This is a genomic window from Amycolatopsis tucumanensis (genome assembly GCF_021654135.1).
Classification (GTDB): Bacteria; Actinomycetota; Actinomycetes; order Mycobacteriales; family Pseudonocardiaceae; genus Amycolatopsis_E; species Amycolatopsis_E tucumanensis.
The window spans coordinates 1-17,042 of sequence record NZ_JAKGSD010000042.1; the positions used below are offsets into that span (position 1 = coordinate 1).

22 protein-coding genes are annotated in these 17,042 nt (G+C 71.6%); 13 read left to right on the top strand and 9 right to left on the bottom strand.

Annotated elements, in window-relative coordinates; translation table 11 throughout:
* Positions 1-96: 96 nt before the first annotated feature.
* Positions 97-351 (bottom strand): helix-turn-helix domain-containing protein, encoded by a 255-nt coding sequence (locus L2C96_RS31495; RefSeq protein ID WP_237338848.1) that lies wholly within the window; start codon positions 349-351, stop codon positions 97-99.
* 72 nt (positions 352-423) lie between these two features.
* On the opposite strand from L2C96_RS31495, the gene L2C96_RS31500 reads away from it, so the two are divergent.
* Complete coding sequence (locus L2C96_RS31500; RefSeq protein WP_237338795.1) at positions 424-708, top strand: winged helix-turn-helix domain-containing protein; 285 nt, start codon at positions 424-426, stop codon at positions 706-708.
* On the opposite strand, the gene L2C96_RS31505 is transcribed toward L2C96_RS31500, so the two are convergent.
* Complete coding sequence (locus tag L2C96_RS31505) at positions 705-1,760, bottom strand: J domain-containing protein (protein WP_237338796.1); 1,056 nt, start codon at positions 1,758-1,760, stop codon at positions 705-707. The two genes, L2C96_RS31500 and L2C96_RS31505, sit on opposite strands and share 4 nt — an antisense overlap.
* A gap of 54 nt (positions 1,761-1,814) precedes the next feature.
* On the opposite strand from L2C96_RS31505, the gene L2C96_RS31510 reads away from it, so the two are divergent.
* A complete protein-coding gene (locus tag L2C96_RS31510) occupies positions 1,815-2,387 on the top strand; it encodes a hypothetical protein (protein ID WP_237338797.1) in 573 nt (190 codons plus the stop codon).
* Here L2C96_RS31510 and L2C96_RS31515 read toward each other — a convergent pair.
* From L2C96_RS31515 to L2C96_RS31525, 3 genes are read right to left on the bottom strand one after another with little or no spacing between them, the layout of a single operon-like run.
* Positions 2,371-2,763 carry a DUF2237 family protein gene (locus tag L2C96_RS31515; protein WP_020421547.1) on the bottom strand — a complete coding sequence of 131 codons (393 nt, stop codon included), beginning with the start codon at positions 2,761-2,763 and terminating at the stop codon, positions 2,371-2,373. The genes L2C96_RS31510 and L2C96_RS31515 overlap by 17 nt on opposite strands.
* Positions 2,760-3,263, bottom strand: coding sequence for a GNAT family N-acetyltransferase (locus tag L2C96_RS31520; RefSeq protein ID WP_237338798.1), 504 nt, complete (start codon positions 3,261-3,263; stop codon positions 2,760-2,762). Before L2C96_RS31520 ends, L2C96_RS31515 begins: the two co-directional genes overlap by 4 nt.
* A gap of 7 nt (positions 3,264-3,270) precedes the next feature.
* Entirely contained in the window at positions 3,271-4,659 is a 1,389-nt protein-coding gene (locus tag L2C96_RS31525; RefSeq protein ID WP_039791861.1) for an MFS transporter, read from the bottom strand.
* 103 nt (positions 4,660-4,762) lie between these two features.
* Between L2C96_RS31525 and L2C96_RS31530 the strand changes: the two genes are divergently transcribed.
* From L2C96_RS31530 to L2C96_RS31545, 4 genes are read left to right on the top strand one after another with little or no spacing between them, the layout of a single operon-like run.
* Positions 4,763-5,305, top strand: a complete 543-nt coding sequence (locus L2C96_RS31530; protein ID WP_020421544.1) for a UGSC family (seleno)protein — start codon at positions 4,763-4,765, stop codon at positions 5,303-5,305.
* Complete coding sequence (locus tag L2C96_RS31535; protein ID WP_237338799.1) at positions 5,302-6,342, top strand: hypothetical protein; 1,041 nt, start codon at positions 5,302-5,304, stop codon at positions 6,340-6,342. Before L2C96_RS31530 ends, L2C96_RS31535 begins: the two co-directional genes overlap by 4 nt.
* A complete protein-coding gene (locus tag L2C96_RS31540) occupies positions 6,339-6,575 on the top strand; it encodes an ADP-ribosylation factor GTPase-activating family protein (RefSeq protein WP_020421542.1) in 237 nt (78 codons plus the stop codon). The genes L2C96_RS31535 and L2C96_RS31540 overlap by 4 nt, the downstream gene beginning before the upstream one ends.
* Positions 6,565-7,392: an SDR family NAD(P)-dependent oxidoreductase gene (locus L2C96_RS31545; protein WP_237338800.1), complete on the top strand. Its 828-nt coding sequence runs from the start codon at positions 6,565-6,567 to the stop codon at positions 7,390-7,392. Before L2C96_RS31540 ends, L2C96_RS31545 begins: the two co-directional genes overlap by 11 nt.
* Positions 7,393-7,754: 362 nt before the next feature.
* Here the strand turns inward: L2C96_RS31545 and L2C96_RS31550 are convergent, their stop codons facing one another.
* Positions 7,755-9,092: an MFS transporter gene (locus L2C96_RS31550; RefSeq protein WP_237338801.1), complete on the bottom strand. Its 1,338-nt coding sequence runs from the start codon at positions 9,090-9,092 to the stop codon at positions 7,755-7,757.
* Between the two features lie 112 nt (positions 9,093-9,204).
* Entirely contained in the window at positions 9,205-9,843 is a 639-nt protein-coding gene (locus L2C96_RS31555) for a TetR/AcrR family transcriptional regulator (protein WP_020421539.1), read from the bottom strand.
* Between the two features lie 65 nt (positions 9,844-9,908).
* Here L2C96_RS31555 and L2C96_RS31560 point away from each other — a divergent pair, with 65 nt between their 5' ends.
* Positions 9,909-11,696 carry a bifunctional sugar phosphate isomerase/epimerase/4-hydroxyphenylpyruvate dioxygenase family protein gene (locus L2C96_RS31560; protein ID WP_237338802.1) on the top strand — a complete coding sequence of 596 codons (1,788 nt, stop codon included), beginning with the start codon at positions 9,909-9,911 and terminating at the stop codon, positions 11,694-11,696.
* On the opposite strand, the gene L2C96_RS31565 is transcribed toward L2C96_RS31560, so the two are convergent.
* A complete protein-coding gene (locus L2C96_RS31565) occupies positions 11,684-12,025 on the bottom strand; it encodes a putative quinol monooxygenase (protein WP_237338803.1) in 342 nt (113 codons plus the stop codon). The two genes, L2C96_RS31560 and L2C96_RS31565, sit on opposite strands and share 13 nt — an antisense overlap.
* Positions 12,026-12,108: 83 nt before the next feature.
* Between L2C96_RS31565 and sigK the strand changes: the two genes are divergently transcribed.
* The gene (gene sigK, locus L2C96_RS31570) at positions 12,109-12,702 is read left to right on the top strand and encodes an ECF RNA polymerase sigma factor SigK (protein ID WP_020421536.1); all 594 of its coding nucleotides are present in this window, start codon (positions 12,109-12,111) and stop codon (positions 12,700-12,702) included.
* Complete coding sequence (locus tag L2C96_RS31575; RefSeq protein ID WP_237338804.1) at positions 12,699-13,424, top strand: anti-sigma factor; 726 nt, start codon at positions 12,699-12,701, stop codon at positions 13,422-13,424. Before sigK ends, L2C96_RS31575 begins: the two co-directional genes overlap by 4 nt.
* A gap of 80 nt (positions 13,425-13,504) precedes the next feature.
* Here the strand turns inward: L2C96_RS31575 and L2C96_RS31580 are convergent, their stop codons facing one another.
* The gene (locus tag L2C96_RS31580) at positions 13,505-13,963 is read right to left on the bottom strand and encodes a nuclear transport factor 2 family protein (protein ID WP_237338805.1); all 459 of its coding nucleotides are present in this window, start codon (positions 13,961-13,963) and stop codon (positions 13,505-13,507) included.
* A gap of 76 nt (positions 13,964-14,039) precedes the next feature.
* On the opposite strand from L2C96_RS31580, the gene L2C96_RS31585 reads away from it, so the two are divergent.
* From L2C96_RS31585 to L2C96_RS31600, 4 genes are all read left to right on the top strand, one after another.
* Positions 14,040-14,486 (top strand): SRPBCC family protein, encoded by a 447-nt coding sequence (locus L2C96_RS31585; protein WP_237338806.1) that lies wholly within the window; start codon positions 14,040-14,042, stop codon positions 14,484-14,486.
* The gene (locus L2C96_RS31590; RefSeq protein ID WP_020421532.1) at positions 14,486-14,698 is read left to right on the top strand and encodes a KTSC domain-containing protein; all 213 of its coding nucleotides are present in this window, start codon (positions 14,486-14,488) and stop codon (positions 14,696-14,698) included. The genes L2C96_RS31585 and L2C96_RS31590 overlap by 1 nt, the downstream gene beginning before the upstream one ends.
* 102 nt (positions 14,699-14,800) lie before the next feature.
* The gene (locus tag L2C96_RS31595) at positions 14,801-16,186 is read left to right on the top strand and encodes an alkaline phosphatase PhoX (RefSeq protein ID WP_237338808.1); all 1,386 of its coding nucleotides are present in this window, start codon (positions 14,801-14,803) and stop codon (positions 16,184-16,186) included.
* Between the two features lie 63 nt (positions 16,187-16,249).
* Complete coding sequence (locus tag L2C96_RS31600; protein ID WP_237338809.1) at positions 16,250-17,041, top strand: aminotransferase class IV family protein; 792 nt, start codon at positions 16,250-16,252, stop codon at positions 17,039-17,041.
* Position 17,042 lies beyond the last annotated feature (1 nt).

Genomic DNA, 17,042 nt, shown 5'->3' on the forward strand with positions numbered 1-17,042 from the left:
GGTCGGCGACTAAAGATCGGCTGTGGATCGGGGGCGGGGGAGGTCTGGTTGGGGTGGTCGGTGCTGTTTCGCTGCCGGGCGGCGGTTTGTGAGTCGCTAGTCCCGGTCGTCCAGCAGTTCCGCTGGGTGCACTCCCATTGCCTCGGCCAGGCGGAAGAGCGTGTCGAGCGTGATGTTGCGCGTTGGGCGCGGGGAGCCTTGCGCGAGTCTCGAACGTTCCAGTTCGGCGATCACCGAGCGGGACACCCCCGCCCGGTCGGCGAGGTCGGCCTGGCTCAGGTCCCGGTCCCGCCGCAGCTTCCGCACGCGCGTGGCCAGGGCGCGTAGCCGGGCGTCCAGCGCCTCCTCCATCGTCACAGCGTCGCAGCCTACCAACGGTCCCGCTGAGCCGACTTTTTGTCTTTTCTATGCTACCGTGGAGGGGTGAACAGAGAACTCCCCGCCACCGGCCCCGCCTACCTCTACGACCTCGTGGCCGACGACCTGGCCCGTCGCATCGAGACGGGTGAGCTCGCGGTCAACACGCCGCTTCCGGCCGAACAGACGCTCGCCCGGCAGTACGGTGTCTCGCTCGGCACGTGCCGCCACGCGACGAAAGTCCTGCGGGATCGTGGGCTCGTGCGGACGATCCCGTCCAAGGGCACGTTCGTCGCGGAGCGGCTCAACCGCGCGGCTGTCTACTGCTTCGAGCCGTACCTCGTGGCCTAGACGACCTGCGCGCGCACCTTCCGCAGCAGCCGCACGTCCACACGCGCCGGCTCGGCGGCCAGCCAGTCGCCGATCACCTGCACGAACTGGTCCGGCGTCATCGGCGGCGCGGGCACGTCGAAGTCCTCGTCGGTGGTGATCTCGCCCGTCCGGCTCGGGTACACGATCAACGCGCCCCGGATCTCCGCGCCCGGCAACAACGCGCGGAAGGCGTCGAGAGCCTCCGGCAGCTGCGTCGCCCCGCCGCGGAAACGACGGTTGTCCCGCCACAGCTCGCCGTACTCGTCAGCCGCGTAATGACCGGGCAACCACGTCTTCGACTCGATCAACACCAGCCGCCGACCCGCCAGCACAGCGTGATCGATGTCGGCGAACACCGAACCCGGCCAGGCCAGTCCGTGGAAGATCCGCGCCCCCGGCAACCGCGTCAGGTACCGCTCCAGCAACTCCGCCGTCAGCCGCTCGCCCCACTGGTCCGGCTCCGCACCGGGCGCCCCGAACACGACCGTGCCACCGAACTCGTCATCCACCGCGCGCTCGGCCCGTGCCATCTCCCGGTGCTGCCGCACCAGCCAGATCGCCACCGCCGACGCCAGCACCAGCCACACCGCGACAGCCAGCGCGCCCGCCATGATCGGCAGCACCACCAGCAGCAACCACGCCAGCAACAAAGCCGCCGGAGCGTGCCCCGGCGCCGCCCGGTCCCCGGTCCGCGCCTTCTCCCTGGCCGCGTCCCACCACTCCAGCGCATCCGGGTCCAACACCGGCAACTCGGCCGTGAAACTCGGGTCCTCACCCAGCTTCCGCCCCGGCCGCCGCGCCCGCACCGGCGACGAGGTCGCGGCCGCGCGGTCCAGCGCCCGGTCGTACGCCGCGCGCTGCAACGGGTCCACCAGCACCTCGTAGGCCTGCCGCAACGCCTGGAACTCGTCGGGCGAACCACCGGCGTCCGGGTGCGCGGTGCGCGCCCGCTGGCGGTACGCGGACTTGATCTCCGACGTCGAGGCACGCCGGTCCACCCCGAGCAGGTCGTAGTAGCCCTCGCCACGCACGCGGTCACTTTATGTGGTCTCCGATTTCGCGCCACATGTGGCTAGAGTCAGCCGATGGTCCTCGACATCACGGACAGGCTGGGCATCCGCACCGGCCGCCACGTCGCGCCCGCCGGGCTCGCCGCGATCGTCCTCGGGGCCGCCCTCTTCGTCCTCCCACCCCACAGCACCCTCGCCGCGATCGCGCTCGCACTGGTCGGCGGCGCGGCCTTCGCGCTCGGCACCGCCCGCCGCGCGAACGGCCGGTGGTGGGCCCTCGTCGCCGGCCTGATCAGCGCGGCACTCCTCTTCGCCGCGCTGACCGTAGCCGGTCGCGGGCTCGCGCTCCGCGCCTTCGGCCAGGCCGAGACGTGCACGGTCACCGACCGCGTCATGATCGAGACCGGCGCCCGCTACCACCACTACGGCTTCGTGCACACCCTCGCCTGCGGCAGCGGCACCCTGATCATCCGCACCGACCCCGGCGACCGCGTGCCCGTCGGGACCGCGGTGCCGATCCTGACCAGCGACCTCATCGAACCGGACTTCGCCGACCGCCACCCCCTCCTGCTCGAGGTGCCCGCCGTGCTCGGGTCGATCGCGCTGACCGCCGTGCTGGTGCGGCGCTCCGTCAGGTCAGCGAACTAGGGTCCGCAGGCACGTCCACCGCGTGCCGCTGCAGCGCCTCCAACGGCACGACGTCCAGCGCCCGCTCGTGCGTCGACGCCAGCACCACCGGCGCGGCCACCCCCGCCTCGTACGCCTGCAGCCACCGCGCGGCCACCACGCACCAGCGGTCACCGGGCTGCAACCCGGGGAAGCCGTACTCGGGGCGCGGCGTGGACAGGTCGTTGCCGACCCCGCGCTGGTACTCCAGGAACTCCTTGGTCACCACGGTGCACACCGTGTGGCTGCCGAGGTCGTCGTCACCGGTGGTGCAGCACCCGTCCCGGTAGAAACCCGTCATCGGATCGGTGCCGCAGGGCTCGAGTTCGCCGCCCAGAACATTGCGATCGGTCGTCATGGCAGTCCGTGCTGTCGTATCCAATCGTCCTTGGTCAGAGCGTACTCGACGTCACCGTGTTCGGCCCCCGGAAGCGGATCCGGCCAGTCTTCGTGGAACGTGCGCACGTACCGCAAACCAGACTTCTCCATCACCCGCCGCGACCCGGTGTTCACGGCCATGGTGAACGCCACGACCCGCTCCACGTCGCCCTCGGCGAACCCGTGCGCGATCAACGCCCGCGCACCCTCGGTCGCGTACCCGCGGCCCCAGAACCGCCGCCGCAACCGGTAGCCGAGTTCCACCTCGCCGCCGCCGAGCGGGCGGAACTCGAACCAGCCGGTGAACTCGCCGCCCGCCTTCTCGACCGCGGCGAAGTACCCCTCCCGCCCGGCCACGTCGCCGGCGGCGGCGTCGCCCAGGTAACGCATGACCTCGGGGTCGCTGTCCAGGTCGGCCACGAGGTCCGCGTCGGCAGGGGTGAGGGGCCGCAGGATCAGCCGCTCGGTCTCCAGTCGCACGCCCCGATCATGCCCGGACCCGCTCCGCCGAGTCCCGCCCGGCGCTGATCGCCGTCAGGGACCGTCCCGTCGTCGGGATGGCCAGGTAGAAGATGATCAACGCGGCGAACACGTACCCGGCGGCGAGCACCAGCATCGACACGTGCGGTCCCGCCGCCGCGACCGCGACCAGCACCACCGACTGCAGCACCCCGCCGGTCTGACCGAGCCCGCCGGCCAGCGAACCACCGCTCGCGCGGGCGTGCGTCGGGAACACCTCCGCCGCGTAGGAGAAGCCGGGCACGAACAGGATCGGCCCCGCCACCTGCGTCAGCACCGACCCGAGCACCACCGCCGCCGGGTGGCCGGAGGTGACCGTGACCAGCAGCGGGCTCAGCGTCGCCAGCGCCAGGCCCAGCACGATCAGCTTCTTGCGCTCCACCCGGTCGATCACGAACGGCATGACGCAGTAGGTCGCGACCCCGGCCAGCGTCCCGATCGCCAGCAGCATCGTCCCGCTGGACAGGGACAGCCCGAACTCGGTGAGGATCGTCGGCTGGAACGTGATCGTCGCCCGCACCGACCACTGCACCCCGAACCAGAACCCGATCACCACCAGCAGCCGCTGCAGGTACGGCGGGCGGAACAGCATGCGCAGCGGGAACTTCTCGCCCGCGGTGTCCGGCGGCACGTCCGGGACCGCGGGCAGCGCGTGCCCGGCGGCCGCCACCCGGCGCTCCAGCGCGGTCGTGATGCGGTCGGCCTCGTCCAGCCGCCCGCGGGTGGCCAGCCAGCGCGGCGACTCCGGGATGATCGGCTCCCGCGTGAAGAACATCAGCACCAGCGCGACCGCCCCGATGCCGAACAGGATCCGCCACCCGACGTTTTCCATGGGCACCAGCGCGGTCGACAGGAACGCGGCGGCCACCGCGGCGACCCCGGACCAGAACACGTTGTAGGCGAGGTACTTCCCGCGCCGTGCGGCCGGGGAGAACTCCTGCACCAGCGCGGTCACCACGGCGATCCCGCCGCCGGTGGCGAACCCGGACAGCACGCGGAACACCAGCAGCGACGGCGTGTCCCAGGCGATCGCGGTCAGCAGCGCGGTCACCGTCAACGCGCCGAGGCCGAGGAAGAACGACCGCTGCCTGCCCAGGATGTCGCCCAGGAACCCGAACAGGATCGCGCCGAGCGCGGTCGCCACGAGATTGCCGGTCAGCATGACCGTCACCTGGGTTGCCGTCAGGTGGAAGTGCTCTTTCAGCACGGGCAGGGAGTAGCCGACGATCGACACGTCATAGATGTCGACGAAGTACGCGATGCCGAGGATCGCGAACGCGGCCTTCGGCAGTCCCCAGCCGGGGAGGCGGTCGATGCGGGCGTTGATCACGGCGCTGCCGCGGAGATCGGCTGGCAAGGCGGAGGTCCCTTCTTCCGGTGACGCGTCAGGCCATTACCGATCACGGCCGCGGAACCGGCAAGCGGGGTCACCGCCCCACGGAAGACAAGGAGTCGCACCGATGGTTGAGGCCATACTCGATCCGACGGGCGGGCGGCGCGCCGTCGCGCAGGGCGCCGCGGTGCTCACGCCGAACCGGCTCAAGCTGGCCGGCGCGACGATCGGGCTGCTGGAGAACACCAAGAAGAACGCGGCGCCGTTCCTCGCCGAACTGGGCAGGCTGCTCGTCGAACGGCACGGCGCGGCCGGGGTGGTCGCCCGCACCAAGACGGCGTTCGCCATGCCGATCCCCGAGGAGCAGCTGGCGGAGCTGGCGCGGACCTGCGACGCGGTGATCACCGGCGTCGGCGACTGCGGCTCGTGCAGCGCATCGGCGGTCGCGGACGGGATCGCGTTCGAGCGCCACGGCATTCCGGCGGCAGTCATTTGCAGTGACGCGTTCATCGTGACGGCGGACGCGATGGCCGGGATGCGTGACGCGACCGGCTACCGCTACGTCGTCACGCCGCACCCGGTGGCGGTGCTCGGGCCGGACGAGGTCCGCAAGCGCGCCGAGGAGGCGCTCGACGACGTCGTCGCGATTCTGACCTCGGTGGCGTCGTGACCGCGCCCGATCCCGTCGTCGCGCAGGAGGCGATCGAGTACTGCTACGAGCAGGGCTGGACCGACGGGCTGCCGGTGGTGCCCGCGTCCCGGTCGCTGGTCGATGAGTTCCTTGCACGGACCGCGCGCGCTCCGGAGGAGGTGATCGGCCGGGTCGAGCAGCTGGACCGCGAGTGCACCGTCGAGCAGGCCGCGATCAGCGCGGCGATGGCCGGGTGCCGTCCCGAGTACTTCCCGGTCGTACTGGCCGCCTGGGACGCGCTGATGCTGGACCGCGCGGCCCGCGGCGGCGGCTGGCAGAGCACGAGTGGGCCGTCGCCGATGCTCGTCGTCAACGGGCCGGTGCGCCAGGAGCTCGGGTTCAACAGCACCGGCGGCGTGTTCGGGCCCGGCTTCCGTCCGAACGCGACAGTGCCGCGCGCGATCGGCCTGATGGTGCGCAACGCGTTCGGCATCCACCCGCACGTCCTCGAACAGGCGACCCAGGGGCTGCCCGGCCGGTGGCAGATCTGCTTCGGCGAGAACGAAGAGGAAAGCCCGTGGGAGCCGCTGTCGGTGTCCGCCGGGCTCGGCGACAGGGTCAGCGCGGTCACGGCGATGCTGCTGCGCACCGTCGAGTACGTCGACAACCGGCACACCCAGGACCACGAGCAGGTGCTGTGGGACCTGGCCGACACGATGTCCCGCACCGGCGCGCTGATCTTCCGCGAGGCCTCCTACGGACTGGTGCTCGGGCCGGAACACGCCCAGCTGCTCGCCAAGAACGGGATGTCCAAACAGGACGTCCAGGCCTGGATGGTCGAGCACGTCGGCCGCGCCGGGCGGGATCTGTGGCGCGCGGGCAAGAGCCTGGGGGAGAAGCACGTGCGGGGAGCGTCCGATTCCACCGACGGCGACGACGAGTTCCAGCGGTTCCTGCCCTCGCCGCGGCACGTCCCGGTGGTCGTGGCGGGTTCCCGCAACGCGGCGATGTCGATGGTGGTGCGGGTGTTCGGCGAATGGTCCGGCAAGGCGGTGGCAGTGGAGGGAACGGCATGATCGACCAGACCGGCCTGGAGGCGATGCGCACGACGCTCGCCGCGGACGGCTACGCCCTGGACGTCGCCGAGGAGGGCGGCCGGGTGGCGGTGCGGATCTCGGTGGCCGATCCGGCCGCGTGCGCGGACTGCCTGGCACCGGAGCCGATCATGCGCGGCATCCTGCACCAGTCGCTCGGCGTGCCCGAGCAGGCGATCGACCTGACTTACCCGGGAGACCACGATGACCAGTGACCCACTGGCCGCGGCAGGTCCACTGTGGATGTCCGGCCGCCGGGCGATCGTGAGCGGTGGCGGACTGTCCGGATCGGCGGGCGGCGTCGGGTACGCGGTGAGCCGGGTGTTCGCCGCGCAGGGCGCCCGGGTCGCGGTGCTGGACCGCGATCCGGCCGCGGGCAAGCGGACGGTGGCCGACATCGAGGCCGACGGCGGCGAGGCGATCTTCATCCAGGCCGACCTGACCCGGGACGAGGACTGCGAGCACGCCGTCGCCGCGACCGCCGAGGAGTTCGGCGGTGTGGACGCGCTGGTCAACAGCGCCGCGTCGGGTGATCGCGCCGGGGTCTTCGACGTCACGCCGGAACGCTGGGACGAGCTGATCGCGCTCAACCTCAAGACGGCGTGGATGATGACGCGTCACGCGGCGGACGCGATGACCGGTGGTGGCGCGGTCGTGAACATCTCGTCCGCAGCGGTCACCGCGGCCGGGCCCGGCACGGTGTACGGGATCGGGAAGGCCGGGGTGGAGCACTTCACGCAGGGCGCCGCCTCGACGCTCGGCCCGCGGGGGATCCGGGTGAACTGCGTGCGGGTCGGCGCGATCTGGTCCTCGATGGCGGCGCGGGACCTGCCCGAGGAGATGCGGGAGGTGCGGGCGAAGGGCGTGGCGCTGCAGACGGAGGGCACCGGGTGGGACATCGCGTACGCGGCGTTGTTCCTGGCCAGCGACCGCGCGCGGTGGGTTTCGGGCGCGGTGCTGCCGGTCGACGGCGGCGGCCCGCACCGCGCCGGTTTCCCGAGCCGTTCGGCCGACGCTGCCCGCAATCGCTAGGCGACCGTGCCCGGTGGGTTTCGGGCGTGGTTGTGCCGGTCGACGGGGCAGCCTGCGCCGGCCGGTTTTCCGAGCCGCTCGACCGACGCTGCTCGCTACCGCTAGGCGACCGCGCCTGGTGGGTGTCGGGCGCGGTGCTGCCGGTCGACGGAGGTGGCCCGCACCGGGCCGGTTTTCCGAGTCGCTCCGCCGGCGCTGCTCGTAATCGCTAGGCGGTCGCTCCGCCTGGGGAGGTCAGCGGGACCCGTCCGCCGCCTGCGTCCTTGTGGCCCGGGTCGGCGGTCGGGACCCGGTGCTGTCGACGGAGGCGGCCCGCACCGCGCCGGTTTCCCGGGCCGCTCCGCCGACGCTGCCCGCAACCGCTAGGCGGTCGCCCCGTCCGGGGAGGTCACCGGCACCCGTCCGCCGCCCGCGTCCTTGCGGCCCAGGTCGGCGGTCGGGACCCGGTAGTTGTCCCGGCCGGTCAGCACCGCGATCACGTTCACCAGGCACAGCCCCGCGGTGAAGATCGCGACGCCGACCCAGTTCGCGCTCTTGTCACCGGCGATGGCGGCGGCGATCGTCGGCGTGAACCCGGCGATCGCGAACCCGATCTGCGTGCCGATCGCCATGCCGGACAGCCTTACCCGCGCCGGGAACATCTCGCCGTAGAACGCCGGCCACACCGCGTTCGTCGCGCTGTAGACGACGCCGAACATCAGGATGCCCACGACGAACACCAGCACGTAGTTGCCCGACGCGATCGCCCCGAGGTAGGCGAAGATCAGCACCGCGCAGCCCAGCGACCCGCCGATGAACACCGGCTTGCGCCCGACCTTGTCGGCCAGCATCGCCCACAGCGGGATCGCGCCGAGCGCGACGACGTTCGCGAGCACGCCGACCCACAGCATCGGGGTGCGCTCCAGCCCGGCGGAGTTGACCGCGTAGGACAACGCGTAGACGGTGAAGATCGTGCTGACCGCGGCGATCACGGCCGCGAACACGACCCGCAGCACGTCGGCCCAGTGGTCCCGGAACAGCACCGCGACCGGCAGCTTCGCCTGCTCCTTGCCGGCCACCTCGCGCTCGAAGACCGGCGTCTCGTCCAGCTTGCGCCGGATGACGAACGCGGCGACGACCACCAGCGCGCTGGCCCAGAACGGCATCCGCCAGCCCCAGCTCTGCAGCGCGGCGGTCGGCATCGCGGCGACCGGCAGGAACACCGCGGTAGCCAGGATCTGCCCGGCCTGCGTGCCGGACAGCGTCCAGCTCGTGTAGTACGAGCGGCGGTCCTCCGGCGCGTGCTCGAGCGACATCGAGTTGGCCCCGGCCTGCTCACCGGCCGCGGACAGCCCCTGCAGCAGGCGCAGGATCACCAGCAGCACCGGGGCGAGCACGCCGACCTGCCCGTATGTCGGCAGGCAGCCGACCAGGAACGTGGACACGCCCATCAGCAGCACAGTGAAGACCAGGACCTTCTTGCGGCCGAAGCGGTCGCCGACGTGACCCAGGATGAACGCGCCGATCGGGCGGGCGACGTAGCCGACGCCGAACGTGGCCAGCGCCAGCAGCGTGCCGGCCGCCGGGTCCGAGCTGGGGAAGAAGATCTTGCCGAAGACGAGTGCGGCGGCCGTGCCGTAGATGAAGAAGTCGTAGTACTCCAGCGCGCTTCCGACCCAGGCGGCCACCGCTGCCTTGCGGGGCTTTCCGTGCTCGACCACGTCCACGCTCCTGTCGCTCCGTTGCGGACCGGATTAATGTACCGTCTGGTTACGTACCAGATGGTGAGTTAGCCGGACGAGGCTTGTCAACCCGGAGAAGGGGACGAAACGCTCAGTGCGCGGTCAGGTACTCGACCAGCAGGTCGCCGAGCATCTTGCGGTAGTGCTCGCGCCGGCCGGGGTCGAGCATGTCGCGCTTGAAGATGGCGTTGAACGTGTGCCGGTTGGCGGTGCGGAAGATGCAGAACGCGCTGATCATCATGTGCACGTCCAGCGCGTCGACGTCCTCGCGGAACGCGCCGGCGGCCCGGCCGCGTTCCAGGATGCGGGTCAGCACGTCCAGCGCGGGGTTGGCGAGCGTCGACAGCACCTCGGACCGTCCGATGTGCTCGGCGTTGTGGATGTTCTCGATGCTGACCAGCCGGATGAAGTCCGGGTGCGACTCGTGGTGGTCGAAGGTCAGCTCGGCCAGCTGCCGCAGCGCCTCCACCGGGTCGAGGTGGTCGACGTCGAGCTCCTGCTCCCGGGCGCGGATGCCGGAGTAGGCGCGTTCGAGCACCGCGATGTAGAGGCCTTCCTTGCTGCCGAAGTAGTAGTAGAGCATCCGCTTGGTGGTGCGGGTCTTCGCGGCGATCTCGTTGACACGCGCCCCGGCGTAGCCCTGGTCCGCGAACTCGCGGGTCGCCACGTCGAGGATCTCGGCGCGGGTGCGCTCGGCGTCGCGCAGGCGTTCGGCGCTTTCGGTCGGCATATGCGCACCGTAGGACTCACCGACTGGTTCGACCAACACCGGCCCGTGCGAGAGGAGTCCCGGCCATGAGGCGAGGGATCGCGACCGTGTGCCTGTCCGGCACGCTCGAAGACAAGCTGACGGCGGCGGCCGCCGCCGGCTTCGACGGCGTCGAGATCTTCGAGAACGACCTGATCGTCTCGCCGCTGTCGCCGGCCGAGGTCCGGCGCCGCTGCGACGACCTCGGGCTGTCGGTGGACCTGTACCAGCCGTTCCGGGACTTCGAGGCGGTGCCGCCGCCGGTGTTCGAGGCGAACCTGCGCCGCGCCGAGCGCAAGTTCGACGTGATGGAGCAGCTCGGCGCCGACACGATGCTGGTGTGCTCCTCGGTGTCGCCGGACGCTGTCGACGACGACGATCTCGCCGCCGAACAATTGCATACACTCGGTGTACGAGCTGCTCAGCGCGGTATGCGCATTGCATACGAGGCGCTGGCGTGGGGCCGGTTCGTCGACACCTACGACCACTCGTGGCGGATCGTGCGGCGTGCCGACCACCCGGCGATCGGCCTGTGCCTGGACAGCTTCCACGTGCTCTCCCGTGGCAGCGACCTCGCGTTGATCCGGACGATCCCGGGCGAGAAGATCTTCTTCCTGCAGCTGGCCGACGCGCCACGGCTGCACATGGACGTCCTGCAGTGGAGCAGGCACCACCGGCTGTTCCCCGGGCAGGGCGCCTTCGACCTGACCGCGTTCGTCGGGCACGTGCTCGCCACCGGCTACTCCGGGCCGCTGTCGCTGGAGGTCTTCAACGACGTGTTCCGGCAGGCCGACCCGGGGCGCGCGGCGGTCGACGCGATGCGGTCGCTGCTCGGGCTGGAGGAATCGCTGGGGGAGCCCGCGATCGCCGCGCCGGAACTGAACGGGCACGCGTTCACCGAGCTGGCCGTGGACGAGACCACCGGCCCGCGACTGGCCGCGGCGCTGACCGCGATGGGCTTCGCGCACACCGGGCAGCACCGGTCGAAGCCCGTGCAGCTGTGGACCCAGGGCGAGGCGCGGGTGTTGTTGAACGCGACCGGCGGGCCCACCGAGATCAGCGCGCTGGCCGTGGAGAGCGCGGACCCGGTGCGTTCGGCGGAGCGGGCGGAGTCCTTCCATGCGCCCGTGCTGCCCCGCGAGCACCGTGCCGGCGAGGCGGACCTCTCCGCGGTGGCCGCCCCGGACGGCACGGCCGTGTTCTTCTGCCGCGAGGGCTGGCTCTCGGACTTCACGCCGACCGGCGAGACGACCGCGGGCGCCGGGTTGCTGGGCACCGACCACGTGTCGCTGAGCCAGCCGTTCGACAACTTCGACGAGGCCGCGTTGTTCTACCGCACGGTGCTCGGCCTGCACCCGGAGATGCCGACCGAGTTCGCCGCGCCGTTCGGGCTGATCCGCAGCCGCGCGGTGACCAACCCGTCCAACACGGTGCGGATCGCGCTGAACGTGGCGCTGCTGCGCCGCGGCGAGTGGGCGCCCGGCGTGCCCGACCCACAGCATATCGCCTTCACCAGCGACGACGTGCTGGCCGCGGCCAAGGCGATGCACGCGGCCGGCGCGCCGCTGCTGGAGATCCCGGGCAACTACTACGACGACCTGGACGCCCGGCTGGCCCCGCCGCCGGACCTGCTCGCCGCCCTGCGCGAGTACTCGGTGCTCTACGACCGCGACGAGGACGGCGAGTTCCTGCACTTCTACACCGAGGTGCTGGGTTCGCGGGTGTTCTTCGAGGTGGTCCAGCGCATCGGCGGCTACCGCGGTTACGGTGCCGCCAACGCGCCGGTGCGGATGGCCGCGCACCGGCGGTTGCGGCTGGCGCGTCAGTCCGGCTGAGCGAAGACCTCGGGGTAGGCGGTGAACACCGGGTTCGCCGCCACCCAGTCCCACAGCTCGCCGGTGATGTCGCCGTAGATCTCGGCTTCCACCATGTCCGCGCACTCGCCGCCCCGCTCGAGCAGGGCAGCCCCGCGGTCGTTGTGCGCGAAGGCGGCGTCCACGTCGGTGTACTCCTCGATGACGACGTAGCTGCCCGGCTCCCCGGAGAACCACCGGTAGGTCAGTGTGCCCGGCTCGGTCGCGGCCTGGTCGCGCAGCGCGCGGGCGACCTCCTCGAACCCCTGCTCGTCGTGGACGTCGAAGCGGGCGCGCACGTAGAAGCTCATGACCGCATCCAACCAGTGAACCGGCCCATCCGGTCCCGCTTCGGCGCCGAACAAAGGGCGTCGGTGTGAGGGAGGATGACGGCATGGACGATCCGGTCCGGGCGATGCGCCCGGCCGCGCCGGGGCCGGGCGGCCCCTCGCCCGAGGACCTGATGGCTCAGGTCGCGCGGGGGAGCGAGGTGGCGTTCGAGCAGCTCTACGACGTGGTGGCCGGCCCGGTGTTCGGCGTGGTGCGGCGGGTGGTGCGCGACGTGGCCCAGTCCGAGGAGGTCGCGCAGGAGGTGCTGGTCGAGCTGTGGCGCACCGCCGCGCGGTACGACCGTGGGCAGGGCAGCGTGCTGAACTGGTCGCTGACCCTGGCGCACCGCCGCGCGGTCGACCGGGTGCGGTCGGCGCAGGCGCGCACCGACCGCGAGCAGCGGGCCGGTGCGATGGCGCCGGGGCGGGAGTTCGACGAGGTGCTGGAGGCGGTCACCGCTCGCCTGGAGCGGGAGCAGGTGCGCCGCTGCCTGAACGGGCTGACCGAGTTGCAACGCGAGTCGATCATGCTGGCCTACTACGGCGGCCACACCTACCCGGAGGTCGCGGACCTGTTGCAGAGTCCACTCGGGACGGTCAAGACGAGGATGCGGGACGGGCTGATCCGCCTGCGCGACTGCCTGGGGGTGACGCGGTGAACCCGGATGTCCACACGCTGACCGGGGCGTACGCCCTCGACGCGCTCGACGAGCTGGAGCGGCGCCGGTTCGAGGAGCACCTGGCCGAGTGCGCGGACTGCGAGCGCGAGGTGGCCGAACTGCGCGCGACGACGGCCCGGCTCGGGGCGGCGGTGTCCGAGACGCCGCCCGCGGCGCTGCGGGACCGGGTGCTGCGGGACGTGCGCCAGGTCCGGCAGGAGTCACCAGGCCGCCGGGCGCCGACGCGGGGTTCCCGCAACTGGACGACGCGTTTCCTCGCGGCGGCGGCCGTGATCGCGATCGCCGTCGCGGCGGTGGCCGGGGTGCTCGCGGTGCGGGCGGAGCGGCAGCTGGAGACCACCCAGGAGCAGTATGCGGCGGTGACGCGGCTGTTGTCGGCGCCCGACGCGCAGACCCTGAACGGCGCGGACGCGGGCATCCCGGGCGAGGCGCGGATGGTGATGTCGCCCAGCCAGGACCGGGCGATGCTGATGATGACCGGCATGCCAGACCAGCCGGCCGACGTGACGTACCAGGCGTGGACGATCGACGCGGCGGGCCCGCACCCGGCGGGGGTGATGGGGCACGCCGGAACGACCGGGGCGCCGCTGATGCTGGCGGGCCTGACGGGGGTGCGCACGGTCGCCGTGACGATCGAACCCGCCGGCGGCTCGGAGCAGCCGACCAGCGCGCCGGTGGTGCTGTTCACGATGCCGGCGTGACGTGCCCGGTGGCCGGGGTGCTCCGGCCACCTGGCCATCAGCACTGGCCAACAACAGCGCTGGGGTCGGCGAGCGGGAGATCACCGCTGCAAGCGGCGTCGCCCGATGAGGGGGCCGAGCCCGGATCGCCACCACGCCGGCCACGCCCCGGGCCGCCCCGCGACGGCCATCGCCACCGGCATCGAGTCGAAGAAGGAGTCCCGGCGCGTCACGCGGCCATCGGCGGTCAGCCACAGCTCGTCCACGGCCCGGAAGGCGAGCGGCTTGCCGCGCAGGGTTCCGCTCAGCCGCAGCTCGATGAACAGCCGGTCCTCCCGTCCGGCCCACGACAGCACCTCGCCCCGCAGGTCCGGCAGGAACCCGAGCAGCCGTTCGGCCTCCTGCCCCCACGCCTGCCTGCCCCGCGTCGGCGGCACCATCGGCTGGTTCAGCTCGACGTCCTCGGCGAGCAGTGCGTCCCACGCCTGCCGGTGTGGCCGCGCCCAGCCCTCGGCGAAGGCCGCCACGGCCTTCTCGTGCACGGCGGTCCAGTCGGTCATCGTCGACCTCCTTCTTGCAACGGTTGCAAGAAGTATACGGTTCGAAAACCGGGCAGGCTGAACTACCCTCGAATTCGTGCCAGTCGACGTGCGCACCGAAATCGTGGTCGCGCTGCCCCGGGAAAAGGTGGCGTCCTACGCGAGCGACCCGTCGAACGCGCCCGAGTGGTACGCCAACATCCTGGACGTTGAATGGGAAACCCGCCCACCGCTGCGCGAGGGCACCCGGCTCGGATTCGTGGCGCGTTTTCTCGGCCGGACCCTGCGGTACACGTACGAGGTGATCGAACTCGTGCCCGGCGAACGGCTCGTGATGCGCACCGCGCAGGGCCCGTTCCCCATGGAAACCACCTACAGCTGGGAATCGCTGGACGCGCACAGCACTCGGATGGTCTTGCGCAACCGCGGCGAGCCGAGCGGATTCGCGAAGGTGGGCGCCCGCGTGATGGCCGCCGCGGTGGAACGCGCGAATCGCAAGGATCTGCGCAGGCTGAAGAACCTGCTCGAAACGGGACGGCCCTAGTGCGCCGCCACCCCGTTTCCTCCAGTGCGCTCGCGGCGGTCGGGTACGACGCGGCACGGCGCATTCTGGAGGTGGAATTCCTGCACCACGGCATTTACCGGTACCTGGGCGTGGAAAGCGCTATCTACCGCGCGTTGCTGGCCGCGGAGAGCAAGGGCGGCTACTTCCAGGCCCGCATCCGCGACCGCTACCCGCACGAGCGGCTCGCCTGAACCGTTCGCCGTCCGTTCGCCTGCGCGTCGTCTGCGGTCCCCGCCCGGGTCGGAATCGGCGGTTTTGATCCCTTCGCACGGTTCCCACCACAGGAGGTCGTCATGGCTCCACTTTCCCGGCGTGATCTGCTGCGCACCGGCGCGGCGAGCGGTCTGGGCGTCATCGTCGCGGGCAGCGTCGACGCGATCGCGGCGCCCGCCGCGGCCGCGCAGGTCACCCGCGCCACCGGCTACGGCCCCCTCGTCGACGACCCCGCCGGCCTGCTGGCGCTGCCGAAGGGCTTCCGGTACAAGGTGATCGCGCAGTCCGGCGTGACGAAGCTGGAGACCGGCGAGTTCACCCCGAGCGACCCCGACGGCATGGCGTGCTTCCGCAGCGGCCGGGACTTCGTGCTGATCAACAACCACGAGATCGGCGGCAGCGAGCCGCACCGCACGCCCGCGCTGGCCGGCCTCACCTACGACCCGGGCGCGGGCGGCGGCACGACGACCATCGTGGTGGACCGGGAGGGCAACCGGAAGAGCGAGTACGTCAGCCTGGCCGGCACGCACAACAACTGCGCGGGCGGCGAAACTCCCTGGGGCACGTGGCTGACCTGCGAGGAGACCGAGCAGCGCGCCGGTGGCGTGTACCAGAAGGACCACGGTTACGTGTTCGAGGTGGACGCGTTCGACCGCGACGCGAACCTCGAGCCGGTCCCGCTGAAGTTCCTCGGCCGCTACTCGCACGAGGCCGTCGCCGTCGACCCGAAGACCAGCGAGATCTACCTGACCGAGGACGCGAGCGGGCCGAACGGCCTGTACTTCCGGTGGGTGCCGCCGAAGGGTTTCCGCGGGGGCAAGGGCGCGCTGCGGGCGCTGGCGTTGTCCGAGGGTGGCGACACCGCGGGCCGGCTGCAGGCGATGAGCGCGTTCAAGGGCAGCAGGCACATCGGCGACCTGTCGGAGGCGACCACGCCCGGCACCCGCTACAAGGTCCGGTGGGTCGACGTGCCCGACCGGGACGCGCGGACCGTGTCGGTGCGCAAGCAGTTCGAGCCGGGCCAGGTGACCCACAGCCGCAAGCTGGAGGGCGCCTACTGGGGTGACGGCGGGGCGTACTTCGTCGCAAGCTACGCCCGGATCAGCGACGGCAGCGTCAACGAGCACGACGGCCAGGTGTGGTTCTACGACCCGCGTGCGGAGACGATCGAGCTGAAGACGATCTACGGCGTGAACCCCGACCCGGAGGCCGACACCGACTACGACGGGCCGGACAACATCACCGTGTCCCCGCACGGCGGCCTGATCCTCGCCGAGGACGGGGAAGGCCTGAGCCACCTCGTCGGCGTCACGCGGGACGGCAAGTCCTACCCGCTGGCGCGCAACGACCTCAACGACAGCGAGTTCACCGGGCCGGTGTTCAGTCAGGACGGGCGGATCCTGTTCGCCTGCATCCAGAGCCCCGGCCACGTCTTCGCGATCACCGGCCCGTGGGGCGACTGCTGAGCGGGTGATCCAGCTCATCACCGCTGGAGCCTCACACCGGTGTGAGGCTCTAGTTTCGGCGGCATGAGCGTTTTCGTCGTACACCGCAACGGCCGTCCGGCCACCACCGAGGATCTGGCCCCGCTCGCCTTCGCCGGGTACGCCCACTTCACGGCGATGCAGGTGCGCGGCGGCCGGATCCGCGGCCTCGACCTGCACCTGAACCGGCTGCGTGCCGCGTCGGCCGAGCTGTTCGGCCGGGCACTGGCCGACGACGTGGTGCTCGCGCACCTGCGGGCCGCGTTGCGTGAGGGACCGGAGGACGTCTCGCTGGGCGCCACCGTGTACTCGCCGGAGTTCTCGACGGCGGACGCCGCGCCCGAGTTGCTGGTCCGCACCGGACCGGCCACCGACGGCCCGGCCGGACCGTTGAGCCTGGCGACGTTCGAGTACGAGCGGGTCCTGCCCGCGTTCAAGCACGTCGGCGAGGTGGCCAAGACCTACTTCCCGCGGCAGGCGGTGGCGCGCGGCTTCGACGACGCCGCGTTCGTCGACCGCCACGGCCGGCTCACCGAGGCGTCCATCTGGAACCTGGCGTTCTGGGACGGCGCCTCGGTGGTCTGGCCCGAGGCGCCGGTCCTGGGCGGCATCACGATGGGCATCCTGCGTCGGCAACTCGACCGGCTAGGCGTGCCGCAGCGATCGCAGGTCCTGACCACGGCCGATCTGCGTGACCTGCGCGGCGCGGTGGTCATGAACTCCTGGACACCCGGCGTGGCGGTGCGCCGGATCGACGACGTGGAGCTGGCCACGCCGGAGTCCTTTGTGGAGCTGCTGCACCGCGCCTACGCGGAGGAGCCGCTGGTCGCCCCGTGAC